Origin of the sequence: Inhella inkyongensis (genome assembly GCF_005952805.1) — a bacterium.
GTDB classification, from domain to species: Bacteria; Pseudomonadota; Gammaproteobacteria; order Burkholderiales; family Burkholderiaceae_C; genus Inhella; species Inhella inkyongensis.
This window is the reverse complement of the sequence record NZ_CP040709.1, coordinates 3,134,532-3,159,477: the sequence shown is the minus strand read 5'-3', so window position 1 is coordinate 3,159,477 and position 24,946 is coordinate 3,134,532. Positions and strand designations below refer to the sequence as shown.

General features: G+C 65.5%; 23 protein-coding genes. 8 read left to right on the top strand and 15 right to left on the bottom strand.

Features of this window, described 5'->3' with window-relative positions; translation table 11 throughout:
* Positions 1 to 87: 87 nt before the first annotated feature.
* Positions 88 to 1,473, bottom strand: a complete 1,386-nt coding sequence (gene ffh, locus FF090_RS14915; protein WP_138857473.1) for a signal recognition particle protein — start codon at positions 1,471 to 1,473, stop codon at positions 88 to 90.
* Positions 1,474 to 1,560: 87 nt separating this feature from the next.
* On the opposite strand from ffh, the gene FF090_RS14910 reads away from it, so the two are divergent.
* The 8 genes from FF090_RS14910 (at position 1,561) to FF090_RS14875 (ending at position 11,889) form a co-directional block, all read left to right on the top strand.
* Positions 1,561 to 2,331: a cytochrome C assembly family protein gene (locus tag FF090_RS14910; RefSeq protein WP_138857472.1), complete on the top strand. Its 771-nt coding sequence runs from the start codon at positions 1,561 to 1,563 to the stop codon at positions 2,329 to 2,331.
* The gene (locus FF090_RS14905) at positions 2,332 to 2,568 is read left to right on the top strand and encodes a PP0621 family protein (RefSeq protein ID WP_138857471.1); all 237 of its coding nucleotides are present in this window, start codon (positions 2,332 to 2,334) and stop codon (positions 2,566 to 2,568) included.
* Entirely contained in the window at positions 2,565 to 4,295 is a 1,731-nt protein-coding gene (locus FF090_RS14900) for a sensor histidine kinase (RefSeq protein ID WP_138857470.1), read from the top strand. Before FF090_RS14905 ends, FF090_RS14900 begins: the two co-directional genes overlap by 4 nt.
* Positions 4,292 to 5,737 carry a sigma-54-dependent transcriptional regulator gene (locus FF090_RS14895; protein WP_138857469.1) on the top strand — a complete coding sequence of 482 codons (1,446 nt, stop codon included), beginning with the start codon at positions 4,292 to 4,294 and terminating at the stop codon, positions 5,735 to 5,737. Before FF090_RS14900 ends, FF090_RS14895 begins: the two co-directional genes overlap by 4 nt.
* Positions 5,715 to 6,311, top strand: a complete 597-nt coding sequence (gene ampD / locus FF090_RS14890) for a 1,6-anhydro-N-acetylmuramyl-L-alanine amidase AmpD (protein ID WP_138857468.1) — start codon at positions 5,715 to 5,717, stop codon at positions 6,309 to 6,311. Before FF090_RS14895 ends, ampD begins: the two co-directional genes overlap by 23 nt.
* Positions 6,312 to 6,771: 460 nt before the next feature.
* The gene (locus FF090_RS14885) at positions 6,772 to 9,642 is read left to right on the top strand and encodes a ribonucleoside-diphosphate reductase subunit alpha (protein WP_138857467.1); all 2,871 of its coding nucleotides are present in this window, start codon (positions 6,772 to 6,774) and stop codon (positions 9,640 to 9,642) included.
* A 341-nt stretch (positions 9,643 to 9,983) separates the two neighbouring features.
* On the top strand, positions 9,984 to 11,117 hold the full coding sequence (locus FF090_RS14880; RefSeq protein WP_138857466.1) for a ribonucleotide-diphosphate reductase subunit beta: 1,134 nt from the start codon (positions 9,984 to 9,986) through the stop codon (positions 11,115 to 11,117).
* Between the two features lie 226 nt (positions 11,118 to 11,343).
* Positions 11,344 to 11,889: a histone gene (locus FF090_RS14875; protein WP_138857465.1), complete on the top strand. Its 546-nt coding sequence runs from the start codon at positions 11,344 to 11,346 to the stop codon at positions 11,887 to 11,889.
* 122 nt (positions 11,890 to 12,011) lie between these two features.
* On the opposite strand, the gene FF090_RS19320 is transcribed toward FF090_RS14875, so the two are convergent.
* From FF090_RS19320 to FF090_RS14805, 14 genes are all read right to left on the bottom strand, one after another.
* Positions 12,012 to 12,989, bottom strand: a complete 978-nt coding sequence (locus FF090_RS19320; protein WP_175423679.1) for a DUF3426 domain-containing protein — start codon at positions 12,987 to 12,989, stop codon at positions 12,012 to 12,014.
* Between the two features lie 55 nt (positions 12,990 to 13,044).
* Positions 13,045 to 13,950, bottom strand: coding sequence for a 50S ribosomal protein L11 methyltransferase (gene prmA, locus FF090_RS14865; RefSeq protein ID WP_138857464.1), 906 nt, complete (start codon positions 13,948 to 13,950; stop codon positions 13,045 to 13,047).
* Positions 13,947 to 15,296: an acetyl-CoA carboxylase biotin carboxylase subunit gene (gene accC / locus FF090_RS14860; RefSeq protein ID WP_138857463.1), complete on the bottom strand. Its 1,350-nt coding sequence runs from the start codon at positions 15,294 to 15,296 to the stop codon at positions 13,947 to 13,949. Before accC ends, prmA begins: the two co-directional genes overlap by 4 nt.
* Positions 15,297 to 15,309: 13 nt before the next feature.
* Entirely contained in the window at positions 15,310 to 15,777 is a 468-nt protein-coding gene (accB, locus tag FF090_RS14855; RefSeq protein ID WP_138857462.1) for an acetyl-CoA carboxylase biotin carboxyl carrier protein, read from the bottom strand.
* A gap of 19 nt (positions 15,778 to 15,796) precedes the next feature.
* On the bottom strand, positions 15,797 to 16,240 hold the full coding sequence (gene aroQ / locus FF090_RS14850) for a type II 3-dehydroquinate dehydratase (RefSeq protein WP_138857461.1): 444 nt from the start codon (positions 16,238 to 16,240) through the stop codon (positions 15,797 to 15,799).
* A gap of 96 nt (positions 16,241 to 16,336) precedes the next feature.
* The gene (locus FF090_RS14845; protein ID WP_138857460.1) at positions 16,337 to 16,819 is read right to left on the bottom strand and encodes a TlpA family protein disulfide reductase; all 483 of its coding nucleotides are present in this window, start codon (positions 16,817 to 16,819) and stop codon (positions 16,337 to 16,339) included.
* Positions 16,816 to 17,409 carry a hypothetical protein gene (locus tag FF090_RS14840; RefSeq protein WP_138857459.1) on the bottom strand — a complete coding sequence of 198 codons (594 nt, stop codon included), beginning with the start codon at positions 17,407 to 17,409 and terminating at the stop codon, positions 16,816 to 16,818. The genes FF090_RS14845 and FF090_RS14840 overlap by 4 nt, the downstream gene beginning before the upstream one ends.
* Complete coding sequence (locus FF090_RS14835; RefSeq protein ID WP_138857458.1) at positions 17,406 to 17,717, bottom strand: nuclear transport factor 2 family protein; 312 nt, start codon at positions 17,715 to 17,717, stop codon at positions 17,406 to 17,408. The genes FF090_RS14840 and FF090_RS14835 overlap by 4 nt, the downstream gene beginning before the upstream one ends.
* Positions 17,714 to 18,433 (bottom strand): monofunctional biosynthetic peptidoglycan transglycosylase, encoded by a 720-nt coding sequence (gene mtgA, locus FF090_RS14830; RefSeq protein ID WP_138857457.1) that lies wholly within the window; start codon positions 18,431 to 18,433, stop codon positions 17,714 to 17,716. The genes FF090_RS14835 and mtgA overlap by 4 nt, the downstream gene beginning before the upstream one ends.
* On the bottom strand, positions 18,430 to 19,254 hold the full coding sequence (gene aroE, locus FF090_RS14825) for a shikimate dehydrogenase (protein WP_138857456.1): 825 nt from the start codon (positions 19,252 to 19,254) through the stop codon (positions 18,430 to 18,432). Before aroE ends, mtgA begins: the two co-directional genes overlap by 4 nt.
* Before the next feature lie 8 nt (positions 19,255 to 19,262).
* Entirely contained in the window at positions 19,263 to 20,129 is an 867-nt protein-coding gene (locus FF090_RS14820; RefSeq protein WP_138857455.1) for an energy transducer TonB, read from the bottom strand.
* Positions 20,126 to 22,177 (bottom strand): ribonuclease catalytic domain-containing protein, encoded by a 2,052-nt coding sequence (locus tag FF090_RS14815; RefSeq protein WP_138857454.1) that lies wholly within the window; start codon positions 22,175 to 22,177, stop codon positions 20,126 to 20,128. Before FF090_RS14815 ends, FF090_RS14820 begins: the two co-directional genes overlap by 4 nt.
* Before the next feature lie 46 nt (positions 22,178 to 22,223).
* Entirely contained in the window at positions 22,224 to 23,843 is a 1,620-nt protein-coding gene (locus FF090_RS14810) for an ATP-binding protein (protein WP_138857453.1), read from the bottom strand.
* 7 nt (positions 23,844 to 23,850) lie between these two features.
* Entirely contained in the window at positions 23,851 to 24,819 is a 969-nt protein-coding gene (locus tag FF090_RS14805; RefSeq protein WP_246071434.1) for a substrate-binding domain-containing protein, read from the bottom strand.
* Positions 24,820 to 24,946 lie beyond the last annotated feature (127 nt).

Here is a 24,946-nt window from a genome sequence, read left to right as displayed (position 1 = left end):
CAGTCTGCCTGCGGGTTCACCCCAATGCGACTTACAAGCGTAAGCAGCCGTTGCGCCAGGCCACTGGCCCCCCGAAGCCTGGGGGGGTCACATGCCCGGCAGGCCCTTCATGCCGCCCATCTTCTTCATCATCTTGAACAGGCCGCCGCCCTTCATCTTCTTCATCATGTCGCGCATCTGCTCGAACTGATTGAGCAGGCGATTGACGTCCTGCACCTGCACGCCGGCACCATTGGCGATGCGCTTCTTGCGGGTGGCCTTGATGATCTCGGGCTTGCGGCGCTCCAGCTTGGTCATCGAATGGATGATGCCGGTCATGCGGCGCATGTCGCGCTCGGCGCGCTCCATTTCATTGGCGCCGGCCTTGGCGGCGATCTGGGTCGGCAGCTTGTCCATCAGGCTGGACAGGCCCCCCATCTTCTTCATCTGCTGCAGTTGCAGCAGAAAGTCGTCAAGCGTGAAGGCGTCACCGCTCTTGATCTTGTCGGCCATGGCCTTGGCCGACTCCAGGTCCACGCCCTTGGTCACCTCCTCGACCAGGGCGACGATGTCGCCCATGCCCAGCACGCGACCGGCATGGCGCTCGGCGTTAAAGGCTTCCAGACCGTCGATCTTTTCACTGACGCCCGCGAACTTGATCGGCACGCCAGTGATGGCGCGCACCGAAAGTGCCGCGCCGCCGCGCGAGTCGCCGTCCAATTTGGTCAGCACCACGCCGGTCAGGGGCAGGGCCTCTTTGAAGGCTTTGGCGGTGTTGATGGCGTCCTGACCCTGCATGGCATCCACCACGAACAGGGTTTCGACCGGCTTGAGCGTGGCATGCAGCTCGCGGATCTCGGCCATCAGGGCTTCGTCGATGGCCAGTCGGCCGGCGGTGTCCACCAGCAGCACGTCGAAGTAGTGACGACGGGCGTGATCGAGGGCGGCCAGTGCGATGTCGCGTGGTTTTTGATCCGGTGTGGACGGGAACCACTCGGCGCCGGCTTGGGCGGTGACGGTCTTGAGCTGCTCAATGGCAGCCGGGCGATAGACGTCGCCGCTGACCGTCAGCACCTTTTTCTTGCGCTTTTCGATCAGGTGCTTGGCCAGCTTGGCCGTGGTGGTGGTCTTGCCCGCACCCTGCAGGCCGGCCATCAGGATGACGGCCGGAGGCTGGGTGTGCAGATTGATGTCGCTGGCGCCGGCCTTGAGCTGTCCTTTTTCGTCCAGCTCGCCCATGGTGGCGGCGAGTTCTTTGTGGACGATGCCCACCAAGGCCTGTCCGGGCGTCAGCGACCCCACCACCTCGGCGCCCAGGGCCTTGTCCTTGACGCGTGCTACGAAGTCACGCACCACGGGCAGGGCCACGTCGGCCTCCAGCAGGGCCATGCGCACTTCGCGCAGCATCTCCTGCACATTCGTTTCGGTGATGCGGGCTTGGCCGCGCATCGTCTTGACCAGCCGACTCAGGCGATCGGCAAGGGTGGAAGCCATGGGTGCTGGAGCGCTGCCGTCAAAGGGCGCCCGTAAACTAAAGCGGATGATTTTATTGGTGCCCCCGTCGGGCCCCCGATTGCTGCGATGTGGCTGACTGGATTGAGTCTGCTGGCCCTGCTGGGCTATGGCCTGTCGGCCTGGGGCGCTTCGGCGCAACGTGAGCGCTGGTTGCCGGCACTTTGGGTGGCCTGGGGCGCCCAGGCGTTGGCGCTGCTGGTGGACTTGGGGGGCGTGGGTGCAGCCCAAGCCGGCGTGCGCTTTGGGTTTGCACCCGCACTCTCTTTGATGCTGTGGCTGGTGTTGGCGGTGGTGTTGCTGGAGAGCCGGTTTCTTCCTCTGCACTTCATGCGCCGCGCGCTGTCGCTGTTGGCGGCTGGCACGGTGGCGCTGGCCTGGGCCTTCCCGGGGCAATTGCACGCGGCCGCCGGCCCTTGGGCGCCGCTGCATTGGGTGTTGGGTCTGGTGTCCTACGGTCTGTTCGCCACGGCCGTGCTGCATGCCTGGTTGCTGGGGCGGGCCGAGCGTCAGATGCGCCAGTTGGCGCCTGGTGCCCTGGGTCTGCCCTTACTGCGCCTGGAACGTCTGACCTTTCAATTCGTCGCCGCGGGCGTGCTGGTCCTGGGCTTGGCTTTGGTGTTGGGCTTTGCCACGCTGACGCAGTGGCGCTGGGACCACAAGACCTTGTTCTCGCTGCTGGCCTTTGTGGTGCTGGCGGGTTTGCTGGCGGGTCGCCATTGGCTGGGCTGGCGTGGCGCCCAGGCCTTGCGCTGGCTTTATGTGGGCAGCTGCCTGCTGCTGTTGGCCTATGTCGGCTCACGCTTTGTGCTGCAGGTGATGTTGGGGCGCGGGGTCTGAATGGCGCGCTGGCTCCTGTTGGCCCTGGTGGGCCTGGTGATTTGGGGTGTTTGGCGCGCGCGCGCTCAGCGTTCGCAAGGCCAAAGGTCGGCGCCGCAGGCGGGCGCCAAGGAGGCCATGCGACGCTGCGCCGAATGTGGTGTGCATCTGCCCGATAGCCTGGCCCTGCCCGGGCGTGGCGGGCACTTTTGCAGCAGCGATCACCGCCAGCGCTTCGAAGCGCGTCAACCCGAGTGAGCGACGCCGGTCCGGTCAGCCGCTTTGCGGCACTGCGCAGTGAGCGCTTAGGCGATGACGGCGGATTTGCCCGGCTCTATGCCGCCTTTTTGGCGGCACGTGCCGCCCTGGGGGTGGTGCTGTTGTTGGCGCAAGTGGGCGCCTGGGTGGCCGGTGGCAACCGGCATCCGCTGGGTTTTTGGATTTGTCTGGCCTATGCCGGACTGACGCTGGCCCATGCTCTGGTGCCGCGCCTTCGGCGCGCCAGTGGTCGACGCAGTTTGTCGGGCCTGCGGCGGCCGCGTTGGTGGGCCAGCGTGGGCCTGGACTTGGTGGCCTTCACCACCTTGCAGACCTTGGATGCAGGAGGCGGCGTCTCGCTGGCCGCCTTGTTCATCCTGCCGGTGATGATGGCGGGCGTGCTCTCTTCGCGGCGGGCGGCGTTGGCCGCCGCGGCGCTCGCCACCTTGGGTCTGTTGGGGGCCTTGCTCCCGCAAGGCTGGGACTCCGCGGAATTGGGCACCCGATTGACCCAGGCCGGCTTGGCCGGCAGTGGCTACTTTGCGGTGGCCTTGTTGGCGCTGGAGTTGGCAGCCCGTCTGGCGCGCGAGCAGCAGGCGGCCAAGGGCAGCCTGGCCTTTGCACGGCAGCAAACGGCGTTGAACCAGTTGGTCATCGACGAAATGCAGGAAGGGGTGTTGGTGGTGGACCGCGGGCTCAAAGTGCGGGCTGCGAACCCGGCCGCCCGGATGCTGCTGGGCGAGCGCGAGGCCCTGCACGAACCGCAGTTCTGCCTACACGATCAACGCGCTTGGGGTGAGTTGGTGGCGCGTGTTAGCGACTGCTTTGCCGCGCGCGCGGCCGAGCCCCTGGATGTGACCCTGAACTTTTCCCAGGCCCCGGCGCGCACCCTGCGTGTTCGAAGCCGGGTGAACCGGGGGCGCGAGGATCGCGGCAGTGAGGACCTGTGTGTGCTGCTGTTGGAAGATCGCGCCACCTTGCTGGCACGAGTGCGGCGGGACAAATTGGCCGCCATGGGTCGGATGTCGGCTGGCATCGCGCACGAGATTCGCAACCCGCTGGCGGCCATCTCACAGGCCAACGCCTTGCTGTCTGAGGACTTGCCGGATCCCGGTGCGCAGCGCCTGACAGGCTTGGTGGCGGCCAATGTCAGGCGTCTGCAGCGCATCGTCGATGAGGTGATGCTGCTGGCTGCCAGCCCTGAAGGGGCACCGCAGGTGCTGGATGCGGTGAGCCTGGTGGCCGAGGTCAGCCAGGAGTGGGCCGCTACGCAGGACCTGCCGCGGCCGGACTGCCTGCGCGTGGACTTGCCACCCGGGCCGCAGCGGGTGCAGTTCGACCCCGAACATTTACGTCGGGTGCTGGTGAATTTGCTGGACAACGCCTGGCGCCATGCACAGGAGGCGGCGCTGAATGCCCATGATGGCAGCTTGCCCTGGGTGGGGCTGAGCCTGAGCCCGCAGGGGCGCCAGGCTGTGGCTTTGCGCGTCTTCAATCCCGGCCCGCGCATCGCGCCCAGCGTGGAGCGCCATTTGTTCGAGCCCTTCTATTCCACGCGCAGCCGCGGTTCGGGCTTGGGTCTTTACATCTGCCGCGAGCTGTGCGAGCGCTACCGCGCCCGCATCGACTACCAAGGCGCCCAGGCTTGGGGTCAGGACGGCAATGCTTTTGATGTCGTGCTCAGCCGTGCCCGCGATGAAGCCGCCCCTGAGAATGCCGCCCCATGAGCTCTACTGATCGCCTGCTGGTTGTTGATGACGAACCCGATCTGCGCACGCTGTACGAGCTGACCCTGTTGCGCGAGGGCTATAGCCTGGTGAGCGCCGAGACGGTGGCCGAGGCGCTGGCGTTGTTGCAGGCCGAGAGCTTTGCCGCCGTCATCACCGACATGCGCCTGCCCGATGGCTCGGGCCTGGATCTGCTGAATTGGCTGGAGCAGCAAAGGCGCAGCGAACGGGCCATCGTCATCACGGCCCACGGCTCGGCAGAGAACGCAGTGGAGGCCTTGAAGGCGGGCGCCTTTGATTACCTGACCAAGCCGGTGGACTTGCGCCAGTTCCGCAGCGTGGTGGCCACGGCCTTGGGCCGTGTGGCGGGCAAGCCGGCGCCGCGTCGAGACGAGGCGGCCGGCAAGGCCAAAGGTCAGGCCCTGGCCCGCTTGGCCGGACCCTCTGCGGCGATGGAGCAGGTGCGCGAACTGATCCGAAAGGTCGGACGCTCGATGGCGCCGGTGCTGTTGCAGGGCGAGTCGGGCACCGGCAAGGAGTTGGTCGCTCGTGCCATCCATGGCGAAGGATCCCGGGCCGACCAGCCCTTTGTGGCGGTGAACTGTGGAGCCATCCCCGAGCAGTTGTTGGAGGCCGAGTTCTTCGGCTACCGCAAGGGAGCCTTCACGGGCGCCAACGAAGACCGCGAAGGCTTCTTCCAGGCCGCTCAGGGGGGCACCCTGTTCCTGGATGAAATCGGCGATTTGCCGCTGGCCATGCAGAGCAAACTGTTGCGGGCCATTCAAGAGCGCTCGGTGCGGCCGGTGGGCGCGGTGGCGGAGCTGCCGGTGAACTTGCGCCTGTTGTCGGCCACTCACAAGGATTTGGCCGCCGAAGTGGCGGCGGGTCGCTTTCGACAGGACCTGTTCTACCGCCTGAATGTGATCCAGATCCGCGTGCCGCCGCTGCGCGAGCGCATCGGGGATGTGGCCGCCATCAGCGCTGGGCTGCTGGAGCGAATCGCCCGCGATGCTGGTGTGCATCCGGTGCCCCGGCTTGGCGCGGATGCGCTGGCGCGCCTGGCGGCCTACAACTTTCCGGGCAATGTGCGCGAACTGGAGAACGTGTTGCACCGCGCCCTGGCGCTGTCCGGCGCCACCGAGCTGTGCGCCGAGGACCTGGATCTGCCCGACAGCGTGTCCACTGAGGACTCCAGCTTCGGTGCTTTGCCTGCAGGCACCGCGCCGGCGCCGCTGGCCTTGCCGAGCGAGGAAGCCCTGCCCAGTGATCTGGCCGCCCATCTCGACGAGGTGGAGCGCAAGGTCTTGCTGCGGGCCTTGGCGCAGTGTCGCTACAACCGCACGGCGGCGGGTGCGCGGCTTGGGTTGTCGCTGCGGCAGATGCGCTATCGCATGGCGCGGCTGGGCATCCAGGTGGACGATGGTGAGCCGCCGCTTGGCTGAGGCGGGTGTGCCGCTGTGGCAGCAAGGCTGGCTGCGTGCGGCGCGCCACTGCCCTTCGCCGAACTACGGGCCCAGACCACGGGGCGTGGCGGTCGATCTGGTGGTCGTGCACTCCATCAGCCTGCCACCCGGAGTCTTTGCCGGCCCACAGATCGAGGACTTCTTCCTCAATCGCTTGGATTTCGATGCCCACCCCTACTTCGACACCCTGCGTGGCATGCAGGTGTCTGCTCACTTCCTAGTTCGCCGCGACGGTGAGCTGTTGCAGTTCGTGTCGGTGGCGGATCGGGCCTGGCATGCCGGGCGCTCCGTGTTTGACGGGCGCGAGAACTGCAACGACTACTCCGTCGGCATAGAGCTCGAAGGCCTGGAGGGTGGGGCCTTTGAGCCGGCTCAGTACAGATGCCTGGTGGGCCTGCTGCGTGCACTGCGCCAGGCGATGCCGCTGCGCGCGGTGGTCGGCCATGAGCATGTGGCGCCCGGGCGCAAGGCCGACCCCGGTCCGGGCTTTGATTGGCAGGGCTTGCGCCGGATGTTGCGCTGGAGCGCCCAGCGCTTTCCTTGTGCCGGTTGAATAGGGCCTTTGCTGGTGCGGTTTGGGGCGAAGAATGCGCCGCCAAGCCGCATGAATTGGGGCTTTGGGCACGGCGATCCAAGCGGAGTGCGGTGTGGCGCGCGTTGATCTGTGTCGTAGCGGTCAGGGTGGCTCCACTGGCGAGTCCTTGAATCTGGAAATTTCACGGCTGTCAAGCGGGCAACACGCTAGGGCTAGTGGTTGAGGGTCGAGCTGGCGCTAGATATAGTGGCTCGTGTTATCCTTCGGTTTCTCGATTGCACAACGCGATTGCGCCTTTTTCGCGGCCTTTTTGAGTGGTTTTCGCTCTCCCAAGGCCTCAAGGCGCGGTCCGCCGAGTCCCTCGCGCGACCGGCTCGTTAAGTGTTCCCTTCGCCTTTTTTGTTTGGAGTCCGATGCTCTTCGGTCGGCTCCGCCGTCGGCGTCCTGCGCCGCCCAGTTTTCAACACGAGGTCCATCCATGCACAGCAGCGTCTCCACCGCCGCCCCGGCCGTTGACCACCCGACCCCGGGTGCCGCCACGGCCCACGCCTTGCCCTCGGCCTACTTGGCCTACCAGATCATTCGCCGCAACGGCGCGGTGGTCTCCTTCGAGCCCAGCAAGATTGCTGTGGCGTTGATGAAGGCCTTCCTGGCGGTGCATGGCGCCCAAGGCGCGGCCTCGGCCAGCGTGCGCGAGACGGTGGATGGCTTGACCGAGGCCTGTGTGCGCGCCTTGCTGCGTTCGCGTCCGGGCGGCGGCACCTTCCATATTGAGGACGTGCAGGACAACGTGGAGTTGGCCCTGATGCGCGGTGGCCACCATGAAGTGGCGCGGGCCTATGTGTTGTATCGCGAGCGCCGCTCCGCCGAGCGCGCCGCCAAAGGCGAGGCCCCGGCCGCGCCGCCGCCGGCTGAGACCCTGCACGTGGTGGATGGCGGTCAGCGTCGTCCGCTGGACTTGGCGGCGCTGCAGGCCATGATCGAGTCGGCCTGTGCCAATTTGGGGGATGCCGTCAAGGCCGAACCCATCCTGGCCGAGACCCAGCGCAATCTGTACGACGGCGTGGCGATCGACGAGGTCTACAAGGCCGCCATCCTGTCGGCGCGTACCTTGATTGAAAAAGAGCCCGGCTACACCCGCGCCACCGCCCGCATCCTGCTGCACACCATTCGCAAGGAAATCCTGGGTCAGGAGACCACCCAGGCGCAGATGGCCGAGCGCTATGTCGAGTACTTCCCCAAGTTCATCAAGAAGGGCGTGGATGCCGAGTTGCTCGATCCGCGCCTGGCGCAGTTCGATCTGGTCAAGTTGGGCGCGGCCCTCAAGGCCGAGCGCGATCTGAACTTTGACTATCTGGGCCTGCAGACCCTGTTTGATCGCTACTTCCTGCACATCAAGAAGGCCCGCATCGAGCTGCCGCAGGCCTTCTTCATGCGTGTGGCCATGGGCTTGGCGCTGAATGAGGTCAACCGTGAGGCGCGCGCCATCGAGTTCTACGAGGTGCTGTCCAGTTTTGACTTCATGAGCAGCACGCCGACGCTCTTCAACAGCGGCACGCTGCGCTCGCAGCTGTCCAGCTGCTACCTGACCACGGTGGCCGATGACCTGGATGGCATCTACGAGGCCATCAAGGAAAACGCGCTGCTCTCCAAGTACGCTGGCGGCCTGGGCAATGACTGGACCCCGGTGCGCGCGCTGGGTAGCCACATCAAAGGCACGAATGGCGAGAGCCAGGGTGTGGTGCCCTTCCTGAAGGTTGTCAACGACACCGCGGTGGCGGTGAACCAAGGCGGCAAGCGCAAGGGCGCGGTCTGTGCCTATCTGGAGACCTGGCACCTGGACATCGAGGAGTTCCTGGAGCTGCGCAAGAACACCGGCGATGACCGCCGCCGCACCCATGACATGAACACCGCGAACTGGATTCCGGATCTGTTCATGAAGCGCGTGATCGAGGGCGCCGATTGGAGCCTGTTCTCGCCCAGCACCACCCCGGATCTGCACGATCTGATGGGGGCAGACTTCGAGCGGGCCTATGTGGCCTACGAGGCCCGCGCAGCCCGTGGTGAGATCAAGCCCTACAAGAAGCTGCCGGCGCGCGAGCTGTGGCGCAAGATGCTGACCATGCTGTTCGAGACCGGACATCCCTGGATCACCTTCAAGGATGCCTGCAATGTGCGCTCGCCCCAGCAGCACTGCGGCGTGGTGCATTCCAGCAACCTCTGCACCGAAATCACGCTCAACACCAATGACAGCGAGATTGCGGTCTGCAATCTGGGCTCGGTCAATTTGGCCCACCATCTGAAGGATGGGGGCGTGGATCACGCCAAGCTCAAGCGCACCGTGTCCACTGCCATGCGCATGTTGGACAACGTGATTGACATCAACTACTACGCGGTCAAGAAGGCGCGCGACTCCAACCTGCGTCACCGCCCGGTTGGCCTGGGTCTGATGGGCTTCCAGGATGCGCTCTATCAGCTGCGCATTCCCTACGCCAGCCAAGAGGCGGTGGAGTTCGCTGACCGTTCGATGGAAGCGATCTGCTATCAGGCCTACTGGGCCAGCTCGGAGTTGGCTGAGGAGCGCGGCCGCTACAGCACCTACAAGGGCTCGCTGTGGGATCGCGGCATCCTGCCGCTGGACAGCCTGGACCTGTTGGCTGAGCAGCGCGGCGGTTACGTCGAGGTGGACCGCTCCAGCACCCTGAACTGGGAGGCGCTGCGCGCTCGAATTGGCCAGCACGGCATGCGCAACAGCAATTGCGTGGCCATTGCCCCGACCGCAACCATCTCCAACATCATTGGTGTGGATGCGTCGATCGAGCCCAGTTTCGGCAACATCTCGGTGAAGTCCAACCTCTCGGGCGAGTTCACGGTGGTGAACGAGTACCTGGTGCGCGACCTCAAGGCTCTGGGCCTGTGGGACGAGGTGATGGTGATGGACCTCAAGCACTTCGATGGATCTCTGCGCCGCATCGACCGCGTGCCCGAGGAACTTAAGAACCTGTACGCCACGGCTTTTGAGATCGAGCCGAGCTGGCTGATCGAAGCCGGCGCGCGCCGCCAGAAGTGGATCGACCAGGCTCAGAGCCTGAACATCTATATGGCCGGTGCTTCGGGTCGCAAGCTGGATGAAACCTACAAGCTGGCCTGGACGCGTGGCCTGAAGACCACGTACTACCTGCGCACCATCGGCGCCACCCATGCCGAGAAGAGCACGGTCAGTCGGGGGCAGCTGAATGCGGTGTCCAACCAAGTGGCAGCACCGATGGCTGCGGCTGAGCCGGAGTTGCCGGCCACCGACGCCAAGTTCTGCAGCATCGACAACCCGGATTGCGAAGCTTGCCAGTGAGTCCAGTCGTGAACCCGGGTTGCGGCGCAGCGCAGCGTAGCCACAACCCCGACTGCGAAGCCTGCCAATAAACCTACTGCGCGGTGCAATCTTGGCCCTGCGGTACCCGTCGTACCCAAGTACGACTGCGTTCCTCGGGCCAACCTTGCGCCGCTTGCTACGGTTTCTTTGGCAGTCTTCCTGTCTCAATGACTGTTTGATTAAACGTTCAATCATTTGAACGGATGGGCATTTCGATGCCCTCGCGCAACGACTTTGCGCGCTGATTGCGAATTCGCACCAAAAAGCACTTGGTGATTCGCATTCATCACTTTGATAATTTGCTTGAAGAGGAACGCCCCATGCTGAATTGGGAAGACGAAGTCAAACCCAGCCCCGCAATTTCCAGCTTCGCTGGTCAGTCTGCTGCACATAACCCCGCAGCAAGCGTTCCTGTCTCTCCGGCTGCCAGCGCGCATCGTCGCGTCAACGTCGCTGACAAGCGCATCATCAATGCGCAGACCGACGTCAACCAGTTGGTGCCCTTTAAGTACAAATGGGCCTGGGAAAAATACCTCGCGACCTGCGCCAATCACTGGATGCCGCAGGAAGTGAACATGAGCCGCGATATCGCGCTCTGGAAGGATCCCAACGGCCTGACCGATGACGAGCGCCGCATCATCAAGCGCAACCTCGGTTTCTTCGTCACCGCCGACTCGCTGGCCGCCAACAACATCGTGTTGGGTACCTACCGCCACATCACGGCGCCGGAGTGCCGCCAGTTCCTGTTGCGTCAGGCCTTTGAGGAGGCCATCCATACCCACGCCTACCAGTACATCGTGGAGTCGCTGGGTCTGGACGAGGGCGAGATCTTCAACGCCTACAACGAAGTCCCCTCCATCCGTGCCAAGGACGAGTTCTTGATCCCGTTCATCGACGCGATCATGGATCCGAACTTCAAGACAGGTACGCCGGAAACCGATCAGACCCTGCTCAAGAGCCTGATCGTGTTTGCCTGTTTGATGGAAGGCTTGTTCTTCTACGTCGGCTTCACGCAGATTCTGGCCATGGGTCGCCAGAACAAGATGACCGGCGCCGCCGAGCAGTACCAGTACATCCTGCGCGACGAATCGATGCACTGCAACTTCGGCATCGACCTGATCAATGCCTTGAAGCTGGAAAACCCCCATCTGTGGACGGCTGAATTCAAGGCTGAAATCAAGGCGCTGTTCTTGAAGGCCGTTGAGTTGGAATATCGATACGCCGAGGACACCATGCCGCGCGGTGTGCTGGGCCTCAATGCCTCGATGTTCAAGGGCTATTTGCGCTTCATCGCCAATCGCCGCGCGGTCCAAATCGGTTTGGATCCCTTGTTCCCGAACGAAGAAAACCCTTTCCCGTGGATGAGCGAAATGATCGACTTGAAGAAGGAACGTAACTTCTTCGAGACGCGAGTCATTGAATATCAAAGCGGGGGCGCGCTGAGCTGGGATTGATGGCGGGGCCGGTGCCCTGTGCCCTGCATTCGCAGCGCCACTGCTTGAGTTGAAAAGGTTCAGAAGAGTTAGCGCCTGAATTCATGCGCCCCGTTAGAGGGTGCGGAGTCGGGTGAAAAGAATTCATCCCAGGAGGGTCTGGAGACGCTCTTGGGCTGAATGCCGTACTTGGCCGGCTATGGGCCGGTCTGGGCGGTGGTTCCTCCCCTTGATCAAGGAGATTGCAATGGCAACTGCGAAGAAGGCCGCTCCGGCCAAGAAGGCCGCTCCGGCGAAGAAGGCTGCACCGGCCAAGAAGGCGGCGGCTCCGGCGAAGAAGGCTGCACCGGCCAAGAAGGCGGCGGCTCCGGCGAAGAAGGCTGCACCGGCCAAGAAGGCGGCGGCTCCGGCGAAGAAGGCTGCACCGGCCAAGAAGGCGGCGGCTCCGGCGAAGAAGGCTGCACCGGCCAAGAAGGCGGCGGCTCCGGCGAAGAAGGCTGCACCGGCCAAGAAGGCGGCGGCCCCGGCGAAGAAGGCTGCACCGGCCAAGAAGGCAGCGGCTCCGGCGAAGAAGGCCGCTCCGGCCAAGAAGGCAGCGGCTCCGGCGAAGAAGGCCGCTCCGGCCAAGAAGCCTGCGGCTCCGGCGAAGAAGGCTGCTCCGGCCAAGAAGCCGGCCGCGCCTGCCAAGAAGGCCAGCGGCAGCAAGAGCCCGCCCGTGAAAGCGGCTCCCACGGCCAAGACCACGCTGAGCCCTCAAGCGGCCTGGCCGTTCCCGACCGGCAACAAGCCCTGAGTTCAGGCGCCTGCTAGGCAGGCGCTGTGCTCTTCAAACGCCCGTCTACGGATGGGCGTTTTCTTTTCTGCCTGACTTGCCTTGCAGAAATGCAGGCGCGGCCGTCGGACGGCCTCAGGGCCTCAGGGATGAAACAGACTGATCTCGTAGCCTGTCAGGCGGCCGGCCAGTGAGAAGGTCGCCCCGAGATCCAGGCTGGCTCCAGCCTCAATTCGCTGCTGCTTCTGCCCCAGTTCTTGCGGCGACAGGCTGCGACGCAGCAGCAGTCGGCCCTCGGCGTCATTGAGTTTGAGATCCACCCAGGGCAGCGCCAGGCTGTGAGGGTTCCGGTTCTCAATGCGCAGGCTGAGGTGATAGGCCTGACCTTGCGGCGTGGGTTGCAGCCCTGATGCGGCGACCACCAGCCCTTCCAGTCGTTTCCAGGCTACTGGGCTGCAGGTTCCACAGGCCTGCAGCCAGGCGGCTTCGGCCCAGGGCCAGCGCGCCCGCAGGGCATCGCGCTCCCACCAAGCCCATTGCAAGGGCAGGCCGATGACCAGCAAGGCCAAGCTCAACCAGGCCAAGCCCTGCCGCCACGTGCTGCGGCGTGGGCTGGGCGGACTGCGCAAGGAAGCAAAGCTTTCGGCTTTGGGCGCTGATCCGGGTGCGCCAGCCAAAGCAACTTCCTTCGTGGCGGGTTGCTCCGTTGCCCCCAGCAGTTCGCGCAGCCGAGCATTGGGATCGACTGCCGCGTCTTCCCCGAATCCCAGGGCGGAAAAACTGGGCTCTCGTCTGCCGTCCTCGAGGGCTTCGGCATGGGGATCTGGCTCGAACTCGGCGTCGGTCTGAACCGTCGCCGCGAACTCCTCGGCTTCGTAGGGAGCTGTCTCCTCGGGCGTTGGGACCGCACTCTCGTAGGCGGGTGGGGGCGCCGGATCCATCGGCGGCACAGGATCGGCTTGCCGTGCCGCAGGTTCACCATCGAGGTCGAACAGCTGTTCGCGCGCATTGAAGACCGCATCACAGCGCCCGCAGCGCACAAAGCCTTCGCTGACTCGCAGTTGGTCCTCGGCCACCCGAAACACGGTGGCGCAACTGGGGCAGCGCGTGGCAAGGCTCATGGCCGGACTCCGACAGGGCAGAGCCGCAGCCGGCATCGGTTGTGATGCCGGTCCGTCATCGACGCCCGGCCAACAGGGTCCATCCCTCTTCCTGGTCGGCGATTTCCAACGCCAGCCAGGGGGCATAGACGGCCTGCAATTCTTCGGCCTGACGGTCCAGCAAACCCGCCAGCACCAAGGGGGCGCCGGGTTTGAGATGAGCGCAAAGCAGCGGTGCCAACAGCTTCAGGGGCGTGGCCAGGATGTTGGCCAACACCAGATCGAACTGCCCTTGGGCCAGTTCAGGTTGGCCCACTTGCACGCTCACCGAATTGGCTGCGGCGTTGTGCCCGGTGGCGGTGACGGCGGCCGGGTCGATGTCCACCCCGGTCAGATCGGTGGCCCCGAGCAGGCCAGCGGCGATGGCCAGGATGCCGGAGCCGCAGCCGTAGTCGAGCACACGCTGACCTTGCCAGCCACCTTGCGCTTGCCCCTGGCGAGCCAGCCAGCGCAGGCACATCCGCGTGGTCGGATGGGTGCCAGTGCCGAAGGCCAGACCCGGATCCAAGCGCATGATGGTGCGAGCCTGAGCCGGCGCCTCATGCCAGCTGGGCACGATCCAGAAGGACTCAGTGATCGAAACCGGAGCGAATTGCGATTGGGTCAGACGAACCCAGTCCTGCTCATCGACGGATACCAAGGCCTGCACATGCAGATCGGCGCCGAACTCTTGCGCCATTAGGGTCGTCAGCGCCTCGGTCGCCTCGGCCTCGCGTTCAAACAAGGCCTTGACGATGGAGCGCTGCCAGCCGGCGCGAGGCACCGGCATGCCGGGCTCCCCGAATAGCGCATCTTCGTGGGGGCTGTCGGCGTCGGCATCTTCGACCGTCACCGACAGGGCAGCCAATTCCATCAGCGCATCGCTGACCCACTCAACCCGCTCCTGCGGGCAGATCAAGGCAAGTTCAACGAGCTGGGTCATCGCTTGTGCTGGGCCATCCAGTGTTCGAGGTAGTGAATGCTGGTACCACCTTCTACAAACTTGGCGTCCACCATCAGCTCGCGGTGCAGCGGGATGTTGGTCTGAATGCCTTCCACCACCGTCTCGCTCAGCGCGATGCGCATGCGGGCCAGGGCCTGCTCACGGGTGTCGCCGTGCACGATGATTTTGCCGATCATCGAGTCGTAGTTGGGCGGCACAAAGTAATTTGTGTAGGCATGCGAATCCACCCGCACGCCGGGGCCACCCGGCGCGTGCCAGGCGGTGATACGGCCGGGCGAGGGCACGAACTTCACCGGGTCCTCGGCATTGATGCGGCACTCGATGGAGTGGCCCCGCAGCTCGATCTGGCGTTGGCTGAACGGCAGCTTCTGGCCGGCGGCGATCAGGATCTGCTGCTTGACGATGTCGATGCCTGTGACCATCTCGGTCACCGGGTGCTCAACCTGCACGCGGGTGTTCATTTCGATGAAATAGAACTCGCCGTTCTCGTACAGGAACTCAAAGGTACCTGCGCCGCGGTAGCCGATCTTCTTGCAGGCGGCCGCACAGCGGTCACCCACCTTTTCGATTAGGCGGCGCGGAATGCCCGGGGCCGGCGCCTCCTCGATGATCTTCTGGTGGCGGCGCTGCATCGAGCAATCGCGCTCGCCCAGCCACACAGCGTTCTTGTGCGTGTCGGCCAGCACCTGGATCTCGATATGGCGCGGGTTCTCGAGGAACTTCTCCATATAGACCGCCGGGTTGCCGAAGGCCGCACCGGCCTCGGCCCGGGTGGTCTGCACCGCATGCAGCAGGGCTGCCTCGGTGTGCACCACGCGCATGCCGCGACCCCCGCCGCCGCCAGCTGCCTTGATGATGACCGGGTAGCCGACCTCGCGCGCGATGCGCACGATCTCCTTGGGGTCCTCGGGCAGGGCACCTTCAGAGCCGGGCACACAGGGCACGCCGGCTTTGATCATGGCCTGTTTGGCGCTGACCTTGTCACCCATGGTGCGGATGGCTGCCGGCGTCGGGCCGATGAATGTGAAACCGCTGCTCTCAACCCGTTCGGCGAAGTCGGCGTTCTCGCTCAGGAAGCCGTAGCCGGGGTGGATGGCTTCTGCATCGGTCACCTCGGCGGTGGCGATGATGGCCGGCATGCTCAGATAGCTCTGGGCCGAAGGCGCGGGGCCGATGCACACCGCTTCGTCGGCCAGCTTCACATACTTGGCCTCGCGGTCCGCCTCGGAGTAGACGACCACGGACTGGATGCCCAGTTCGCGACAGGCGCGCTGAATCCGAAGCGCGATCTCGCCCCGGTTCGCAATAAGAATCTTCTTGAACACTGAGGCGCCCGCCTTATTCAATGATGAACAAGGGCTGGCCGAACTCGACCGGCTGACCGTTTTCGCAGCAAATCTTCGTGATCGTGCCGGTGGCATCGGCTTCGATCTCGTTCATGATCTTCATGGCCTCGATGATGCAAATCGGCTCACCGGCCTTCACTTGCTGACCGACCTCGGCAAAAGGCTTGGCGCTCGGGCTGGAGGCGCGGTAGAAGGTGCCCACCATGGGGGACTTCACGATGTGACCGGCCGGGGCGGCTTCGGCCACAGGGGCTGCGGGTGCTGCCGCGGCGACCGGCGCTGCTACCGCTGCGGCGGGTGCGGCTTGCACGGGCATGGCCTGCAGGGTCTGCACCACCGGCGCGGCGGCCGGGGCGGATTTGACGATGCGCACTTTGCCGTCGGCCTCGGTGATTTCGAGTTCCGACACATTGGACTCGGACACGAGGTCAATCAGGGTTTTGAGTTTGCGCAGATCCATGGTGTTCTCCTTATAGGCCTCAGGCCTGGTCCGCCAGGCGCGTCAGCGCGAATTGCAGGGCCAATTGATAGCCCTGGGCGCCCAGGCCGCAGATGACGCCTTCGGCCAGTTCGCTGAAATAGCTGTGCTGGCGGAAGGCCTCGCGGCGGTGGATGTTGGACAAATGAACTTCGACAAAGGGAATGGCCACCGCCGCCAGCGCATCGCGCAAGGCGACACTGGTGTGGGTGTAAGCCGCCGGGTTGATGACGATGAAGCGCGTGCCATCGCGCGCTGCCGCCTGCACCCGGTCGACCAAGGCGCCTTCGTGATTGCTCTGGAAGCTGCACAGCGCCACACCGGCGGCCTGGGCCTGGGCGGCCAGAAGGGCGTCGATGTCCGCCAGGGTTTGGCGCCCATAAACCTCGGGCTCACGGGTGCCGAGCAGGTTCAGATTGGGGCCGTGCAGGACCAGAAGACTCACTAGAGCGACTTCCCTAAAAGTTCAAAAGGGCGGACTTTAAGCGTTTTCGTTACAGATCCGGCCAAGTTGACCCGAATTCAACCTGAAAACGCCGGGTTAACCCTTGAAATCAGCGTGCCTAAGCAAGGCCTGGAGGTCGGCCGCCCGGGTTTCGCCCACGTGGCGCCAAGCCAAGCGCCCACCGGCTGTGAAGGCCACGCTGAAAGGCAGGCCTCCGGTGCGGTTGCCCAAAGATCGGCCCAGTTCGGCGCCGTTCAGGCCTGCCAAGCCGATGTCGAAGCCCAAGCTCCGAGATTTCAGGAATTCGCGCACGGGGGTGGGTCCATCGATAGCCAGGCCAATGACCCGCCAACCAGGATTCTGTTGGGCAAAGCTGCTCAGCAGGGGCAACTCGCGTACGCAAGGCGCGCACCAGGTGGCCCAGAAGTTGATCAGGAGCTTGCGGCCTCTCAGATCCGCCATGCGCAGTTCCCCGCCCTCGGGGCGCTGAAACACGGCGTTCCAGAGCGCCTCTTCGGGGGCTCCCGCCTGCGCGATGGGCGCGGCCAGGGCGCTCAAAAGTAGCGAGCGTCGCTTCATGCGGGCATCTCCAACAGGCGGCGCAGCCCGGCGGCATCACCGCGCAGGGTCTGGCCGCGGGCATCGGGCAGCAGGGCGCCGCGCCGTTCGCGCGGTTCGAGGATGCTCAGATGCAGGGCCACCTCCTGCTCGAAGCCGGCGGGCGGGCGCAGCCAGATCACCAGGTTTTGCTGCATCTGGCCCCGGGCATCGCGGGCCTGAGGACCGGGCTCCGGGCTTTCTCCGGCGTTGAGCAGTGCAATCTCGGGGGCCTTGGGGTCGTCGCAATAAAGGGCAAGGTGGAGGTCTGACCAGCGGTTCGCCGTGCCGCGCCAGGCTGCGCCCACCAGCAGGGGGTCGAACTCGGCCAGGCGCAGCATCCAGCGCAGGGCCAGCTCGCGCAGGGCCCGCAATTCCTGGGGCTGGGTGTCGGCCTGGAACAGGCTGAGATGCTCCCGCAGTGCGTCCTCGACGGCCTCGTTGCTGGGCAAGGCGGTCCGCGGCGGCAGCCCCAGATCCTTTAAAGCGCGCTGCTTGGCGGCGCCCCAGGGTTGCCCTTCTTCGGCGATCAAGCGCGCTGCGGCCTGGGCGATTTCAAGGTCCAGTGTCATGGAATCGGGGTGGCCTGGTGAAACCTCATCTGCCAGCCCGCTGCGGTTTGCACCCAAATGGAGCTGCGCCAGGCGGCACGCGTGCCTTCGCTGCGCCAACTCAGATGCCAGCAGTCCGGGGCGAGTTGGTATGCCGAAACGGCGGTACGGCTGGGCTGGTCGCCGTGTCCGCTCAGTTCGGCCAGCACTTCGGTGCGGGTCCAGCGTCGGCCGCTGCGTCCGAACTCGAAAAACTCCGGGTGCAACAGGCGGTCGAAGTCTTGGCCTTGGGCCAAGCGGTCTTCAAGCGCCAGCAGCGTCGTGATCACGGCAATTCCACGCCCGCCATGCGGGCCTGGATGGTGGCGCTGCGCGAGGCCAGATAGGGCGATCCCGGGCGCTTCTCGAAGCGCTTGGGGGCCGGCAGCATCACCGCCAGGCGGGCCGCCTGGCTGCTGCTGAGTCGGGCTGCGGGGATGCGGAAGTAGTGCTGGGCAGCAGCTTCGGCGCCAAACACCCCTTCGCCCCATTCCACATGGTTGAGGTAAATCTCCAGGATGCGGGGCTTGCTCAGGAAGAGCTCCAGTTCCAGCGTCAGTAGCGCCTCCTGCGCCTTGCGCAGGATGTTGCGCTCTCCACTGAGAAAGAGATTCTTGGCCAACTGCTGGGTGATGGTGGAGCCGCCGATGACCTTGGCAGGCTTGCCCGTTCCGGCGCGACGCGCGGCGCGTGCCTCGGCCTTCTGGTTGCGTTCCCAAGCCGACTCGATGGCTTCCCAATCGAGGCCACCATGGTCGGCAAAGCTGCCGTCCTCGCTGGCGATCACGGCGCGGCTGAGCTGGGGCGAAATTTGCCCTGCGTCCACCCACTGCTGGCGCCAGGGCAATTGCCCCTGGGTCTTGGCCACCCGCCACATCTCGCTGCGCTGAAAGGTGGTGGAGCCTGGATCCCACACCGCCATCAGCGCAATACGGGCCATGAAGTAAAGCTGCAGGGCCAGGGCGCCCAGCAGCAGCAGCAACAGGTAGCGTCCCAGAAATCTCATTCCAAGCTCCGCCGCAAGGCGTCCAGCACCGGCGGGGTTTGCGGTTGCAGGCCGTGCCAGCGCTCGAAGGCCAGGGCCGCTTGCTCCACCAGCATGCCCAGGCCATCCAAGGTGCGGGCACCCTGGGCTTGGGCAGCTTGCAGGAAGGGTTGGGCGGCCGGGCCATAGACGAGATCCACCGCCCAGGCGCCCGGCGCGAGCAGGCCGGTCGGAAGTGTCAGGCCGGCGCCGCTTAAGCCAGCGCTGGTGCCATTGATCACGAGGTCAAAGCCCGCCCCCTCTCCGCTGCCCCAGGCCAGGCTGTGCAGCGGACAGGGGAGGGCGGCGTGGCGCTGGATGAGCGGCGCCACCTTCTCTGCGCTGCGGTTGCTCAGGTGGATGGAGGCGACACCGGCCTGCATGAGGGGGGCCAGGCAGCCCGCCACGGCGCCACCCGCGCCCAGCATCAAGACGCGGCGGCCCTGCAAGTCCAGATGGCGCCGCAGATCCCGCAGCAGGCCGGCGCCATCGGTGTTGTCGGCCCAAAGCCGGCCTTGCTCATCCCAGCCCAGGGTGTTGGCGGCGCCGGCCAGTCGGGCAGCGTCGCTCATCTGTTCGGCCAGGCCCAGCGCTTCGCCCTTGAAGGGCAGGGTGACATTGCAGCCGCGTAGGCCTTGCGCCCGCAGGGTCTGCAGGGTGGCCGCAAAGCCGTCCAGGGGTGCCGCGCAGGCTTCATAGCGCAGGCGCATACCGAATTGCGCGGCAAAGGCCTGGTGGATCTGCGGCGAGCGGCTGTGTGCGATGGGTTGGCCGATGACGGCGTAGAAGGGGGGGGTGCGCATGTCCAATGTCAGGGCGCGGGGGCGTCCAGCGTGGCGGCCAGGCCATGGTCGCGGTCGAAACTGAAGCGCGCGCTCACCACCAGCACCTCGGCTTCCTGTCGCATCTCAGGGCTGAACTTGCCGAAAGGCGCACAGGCCTGCACGATGGCCGCTGCGCGACGGTCCAGCAAGGCGTTGCCCGAGGACTGCACGATTTCCATGTCCACCAGGCGGCCCTCGGCATTGACACTCAGGGTCATGGTGAGCTGGCCATAGAGTCGGCGCCCACCTTGGGTCGGGAAGTCGCGCGTGCCACGCGCCTCGATGCGGCGGCGTAGCGCGTCGTAGTAACGGGCGTAGACCACTTCTTGGGTGGCCGGACTGACGAAGCGCTGGCGCGGCCCGCTGTTGTCCTGGTTCACGCGGCGCTCAATCTCGGCCAGCAGCGCCAGCAGTTGGCGGCGGCGCTCGGCCTGGGCCTTGCCTTCGGGCGTTGCGGCTTCGCGTTCGGGGTCGGGCGGCGGCATCTTGGCCAATTCACGCCGGGCCTGGGTCAGCAGCAGTTGTTGCTGCTGGCGCAGTTGCTGCACCTGGCGACGGTGCTCGGGCTGCAGCGCATCGCCCAACTCCATCTCGGGCGAAGGGGGCAGGGGCGACTGGGCCCGCTCGTTGGGTGCGCCCTGGCCGCCACCGGCCAGTTTGGCCTGGGCCAGGGCCTGCGCTTTGGTGGGGCTGCGCTCCCCCTGGGCGTTGACCAGGATGACTTCGAGCCGCTCCTCCACCCAGGCTCGCGGGGCGCTGCCCGGGGTGGCCAGTTGCACGAACAAGATCCCCAGGTGCAGGGCGGCCGACGCCACCACCGCCACGTGCAGGGGGTTGTCGCGCGCCAGGATCATGCGGCGGCGGTCTCGGCGTCGCCTGCGGTTTGCCCATCCGCCTGCCCATCGGCCAGATCCACAGCAATTGTCAGCGGCGCGGCGGCCTGCGCCTCGTCCTCGTCGACCTCGTCACCGGTGTCATCGGCATCTCCTGCCGGGGCCGACAGACGCTCGACCAGACTGGCGTGCAGCTCCAGGGTCAGCAAATCCATGCCGGTGATGCGCACCCGCACGGCGGCACCGCGCTCCAGGCTTTCGCAGCCCAGGGCCTTGAAGACCAAGGGCAGGTTGTCGGCGCGCACCAGGCCGTCGCGCATCACGCTGGCGGTCAATTCGGTGATGCCGTTCTGCTGCAGATAGATCTGCGTCCAGTAGCGCTCGACCTGGCTCTGGAAGCCGTTGTAAGCGCTGTAGGCGGCATCGAAGCTGGAGAGGATGGCGAACAGGTTCGCATCCTTCGGCTTGAAGGGCGCGACCAGCGGTGCGGTTTTGCCATGGCGCACGGCGGCGATCAGCTGCCACTGGTTCACCAGATCCACATAGCGTCGCAGCGGCGAAGTGCACCAGGCGTAGCAGGCCACGCCCATGCCGGCATGGGGCAGGGGCTTGATGCCCATGCGCACCTTGATGCCGGGTGCCAGGCTGGCCTGGCTGCGATAGAGGCCCGGCAGGCCCATCTCGCCCAACCAGGCGCCCCAGCGGCTGTTGGCCAGGATCATGGCCTCGGCCACGATCAGGTCCAACGCCGTGCCGCGTGCGCGCTGGCTGATCTGCACGGTCTCATCGCCATGCGGCGGCTGGGTGCGCTCGCCTTCCAGCTTGAAGCTGTAGTCGGGGCGGTTGAAGTTCTCGGGCTTGCCGCGCACCAGCTCGCGCCCGGCTTTGAGGTGCTTGGCCAGGCGGTGGGCAAAGGCCAGCTCGGCGGCGAACTCATAGTCGGCCGGCGCCTGGCCGGTCAGGCTGGCCTCGGTGATCACGCCGTCCAGCTGGTCATGGCGCAGATTGCGGACGATGGGCACGGCCTCGATGCGCGTCTCGCTGCTCTTGAGCTCCAGCGTGGCCTCGTCGAACTGGCAATACAGGCTGATGGCCGGGCAGTCGCGGCCTTCGGTCAGCGTGTACACCTGGACCACGCTGTCGGGCAGCATGGTGATCTTCCAGCCCGGCATGTAGACGGTGGAGAGCCGCACGCGTGCCACCGCATCGATGGCCGCCTCGGGCTGGATGGCCAGACCCGGCGCGGCAATGTGAATGCCGAAGGTGATGGTGCCGCTGCCCAAGCCTTGCACCGAGAGCGCGTCGTCGATCTCGGTGGTGCTGCTGTCATCGATCGAAAAGGCGGCCACATCGGCGCGCGGCAGGGCCCCGATGGCCGGTGCCTGCAGCTCCGGGAAGCCCACGCCCTTGGGAAACTGCTCGAACAGGAAACGTTGCCAGTGGAACTGGTAGGGGTTGGCGATGGCACCGGCCGCCGTCAGCAACTCCAGCGGGGCCTTCTTGGCCGCCAGCGCGGCCTGCACCAGGGCCTTGTACTCAGGGCCGTTTTTGTCCGGCTTGAACAGCAATCGGTAGATCTGGCTGCTCAGTTCCTGCGGGCAGCGGCCGGCCACCAACTCAGCGGCCCAGGCATCAATCTGCAGGGCTTGTTGCTTCTTGCGCTCGATGCCGAGCAGGGCGGCTTGAACTTGTTCCTGCGGGGCTTTCTTGAACAGCCCGCCCTTGCCGGCGCGGCGGAAGTAATGTGGGGCGCCGCTAAGCGCCAGCCAGGCGGCCGCTTGCAGCTCGGCGCCAGCTTTGTCAGAGAAATAGTCGCGCGCCAGCTCGGCAAAGCCGAACTCGCCCTCGGGGGCAAATTCCCAGGCCAGATCCAGGTCGATCTCGGAGGCTTGCTGGCCGGCGGCGCGCAGCAGCTCGGCGGGTTGCGGGGCCGTGAACTTCAGCAGCACCTGCTGGGCCTTGAGCTTGACGCGCTTGCCGCTGTCCAGCTCCACCTGCAGGGAGGCATCGGCCTCGGAAAGGATGCGGCCGGCCAAAGCCTTGCCGCTGTCGTCGAACAATACAAACATGGGGCCGCATTCTCCCCTGAGCCGGCATGCCTAAGCGTCAGGGGCTTCAGTCCGACACAACTTCCTTGGGCAGGCGGATGCGCATGCGGCAACCCGGGCCGGGCGAGCTCTGGGCATCAATCTGCCCACCCAGGATGCCAGTGACGATGTTGAAGCAGATGTGCAGACCCAGACCGGAGCTGCCCGAGCCCAGCTTGGTGGTGAAGAAGGGATCGAACAGGCGGGGCAGGTCGTTGTCGGGCACGCCCACGCCGTTGTCGCTGACCTCTATCTCCAGTACGCCGTCCAGCAACACTTGAGCCGTCACCTTGACATCGCCGGCCTGGCCGGGCGCAAAGGCATGGAGCAAGGCGTTGGTCAACAACTGCGTCAGCACCTGGGCCAAGGGGCCGCGCTGGCAGTCCAGCCAGAGCCCGCCCGCCACGCCGTTGTGCAGCGTGGCAGGGTGGTGCGGGTGTTGCGCACGGGCCTCGGTACAGGCCTGGTCCACCAAGGCTGCCAGCTCAAAGCGATGGCGCTGGGTGTCGTTCTTGTCCACCGCCAGGCGTTTGAAACTGTCGACCAGGCCGGTGGCGCGCTCTAGATTGCGCAGCAGCAGTTCGGTGCTGGCTTGCACTTGGGTCAGATGCCCTTGAAGACCACTGCGGGTCAGGCCCTGCTGCACAGAGCGCCCGAAATGCTGGGCTTCTTCCTGCAAGGTGCTGGCCGCCAGGGTGCAGTTGCCAATGGGGGTGTTGAGTTCATGCGCCACGCCCACGACCAAATTGCCCAAGGCGGCGATCTTTTCGCTGCGCACCAGTTCGGCCTGGGTCTGGCGCAAGGTGTCTAGGTGGTGGGCCAGATCCCGATTGGCGCCGCGCAACTCGGCATCGCGCTCGATCAGGGCGTCGCGCATGGCACTCATGGCAAACAGCAGGCTGCTGTGGTCACCCTTGGCCAGTTCGATGCCGGGCGCCAGATTGCCCACCGCGATCTGACGGGCTACGGTGGCCGCGTAGTCGGGCTCGCCGCCGAGTTTGCGCAGCAGATAGCGGGTCACCCAGGCGGTCACCGCGATGCTCAGCAGCACGGCCAGCGCCGCAAAGCCCGTCAGCCACAGACGAGCCTGCTGCGCTGATTGCTCCACCCGGCGGCTGATGTCCGCCATCTGCTGTTCTTGCTGGCGACTCAGGCGGTCCAGCAGTTCAAAGTAGCTGGCCTGGTAGCCATGCAGGTCCACCACCAGCAGATTGCGCGCCTCGCCCAGTTGGCGCTCGCCCAGCAGGCGGATGAAGTCCTCCTGATTGACGCCATAGGCGGAGTGAACGACATCGATTTCGTCCAGCAGCAGGCGGCCCTCTTCGCCGCGCACCCATTGCCGCAGGCGAGCACGGTTGTGCTCGATGCGCTGGCTGGCGGCAGTGATGTCGGCCAACTCCCGCTCGGACACGCTGGCGTCGTCCATCAGCAAGATGCTGCGCATGGCGCGGGCGATCACACCGAGGTCGGTGGTGACCTGCGCCACCGCTTGCAGGGTGGGCAGTTGCTGACCCAAGGCCTCCTGTGTGGCGTTGCTGAGCAGGCGCAGCCGCGTCACCCTAATGACCGTGGTGGCCACCAGCAGCAGGATGACGAGCCCATAGCCCAGCGCCAGGCGCTGGCCGATGCGCAGCGGCGGTCGACGCATGGCTGCTTCAGCGGCCAAAGACTTGCTTGTTCACTTGGGGCATCAGGTTGCTGATGTTTTTGCCGGTGCCCACCATGATGGGAACCAGCACCTGCTTGGGCGGGCGTTCGCCGCGTAGCGCACTCAGCAAGGCTTCGGCCGCACGTTGTCCCATCAAATGCGGCTGCTGCATCCCCACGGCCACCAAGGTGCCGTGGGTTAGCAAGGCTTCGACCTCCGGCATGGCGTCGAACGAGGCAATCAGCACCTCGCCGCTGCGTCCCGCCGCCTTCAGGGCTTGCAGCGCACCCGCCACGGGTTGATCGGTTTGGATGAAGAGGGCGCGCAGTTGCGGATGCTGGGCCAGCAGTTCCGCCACATAGCGCTGGGTCTCGGCGGCCGAGTAGTCCTGCATTTGGCGCAGCGCCACTTCCTTGCCCAGACCGGCCTCCTTGAAGGCGTCGCGAAAGCCATTGGTGCGGTCCTGGCCGTTCTTGCGCGCCAGTGAAATCGTGATCAGGGCATGGGGCGCCTGCTGCCAGCCGCGATCCTTCAGCGCTTGGGCCAGTGCGCTGCCGGTGTCGAAGGCGCCGCGGTAGTTGTCAGACTTCACATAGGTGGCGTAGTCGCCCGCCGTGGTGCCGATGTCGGCAATCACCACCGGCACCTTGGCCTTGCGTGCCAAGTCCAGGACGGCCGGGGCGCTCTGACTATCGACTGGTGAGATCACCAGCCCCGCGGCTTTGTCTTGGATCGCCCTGCGGGCGTTTTCAAGTTGCACCTCGGCCTTGAGCTGGCTGTCCAGTTCCACAAAGCCGAAACCTTGGGCCAGCGCCACGCTGCGCACACCCCGACCCACGGTGGACCAGAAGGGCAGATCCTGCTTGGCGCTCAGATAGACGATGCGCCGTTCAGCGGCCGTGACGCGGCCGCTCCATGCCACGGCCAGCAGTGCGCCGGCTTGGCGGCGATTCAAGGACAGGGGCAGACAGTTCAAGGCAGGCTCTCCCAAAAGCTGGACTTGCAGGCGCTGGGCCTGTGCGGTCAATGTTTTGTTTTTCTCAGTCGCCGCCGCGGCATTCTGCGCCTGAACGGAACCCCCGCTCGGTCTGCCTACACTGAGG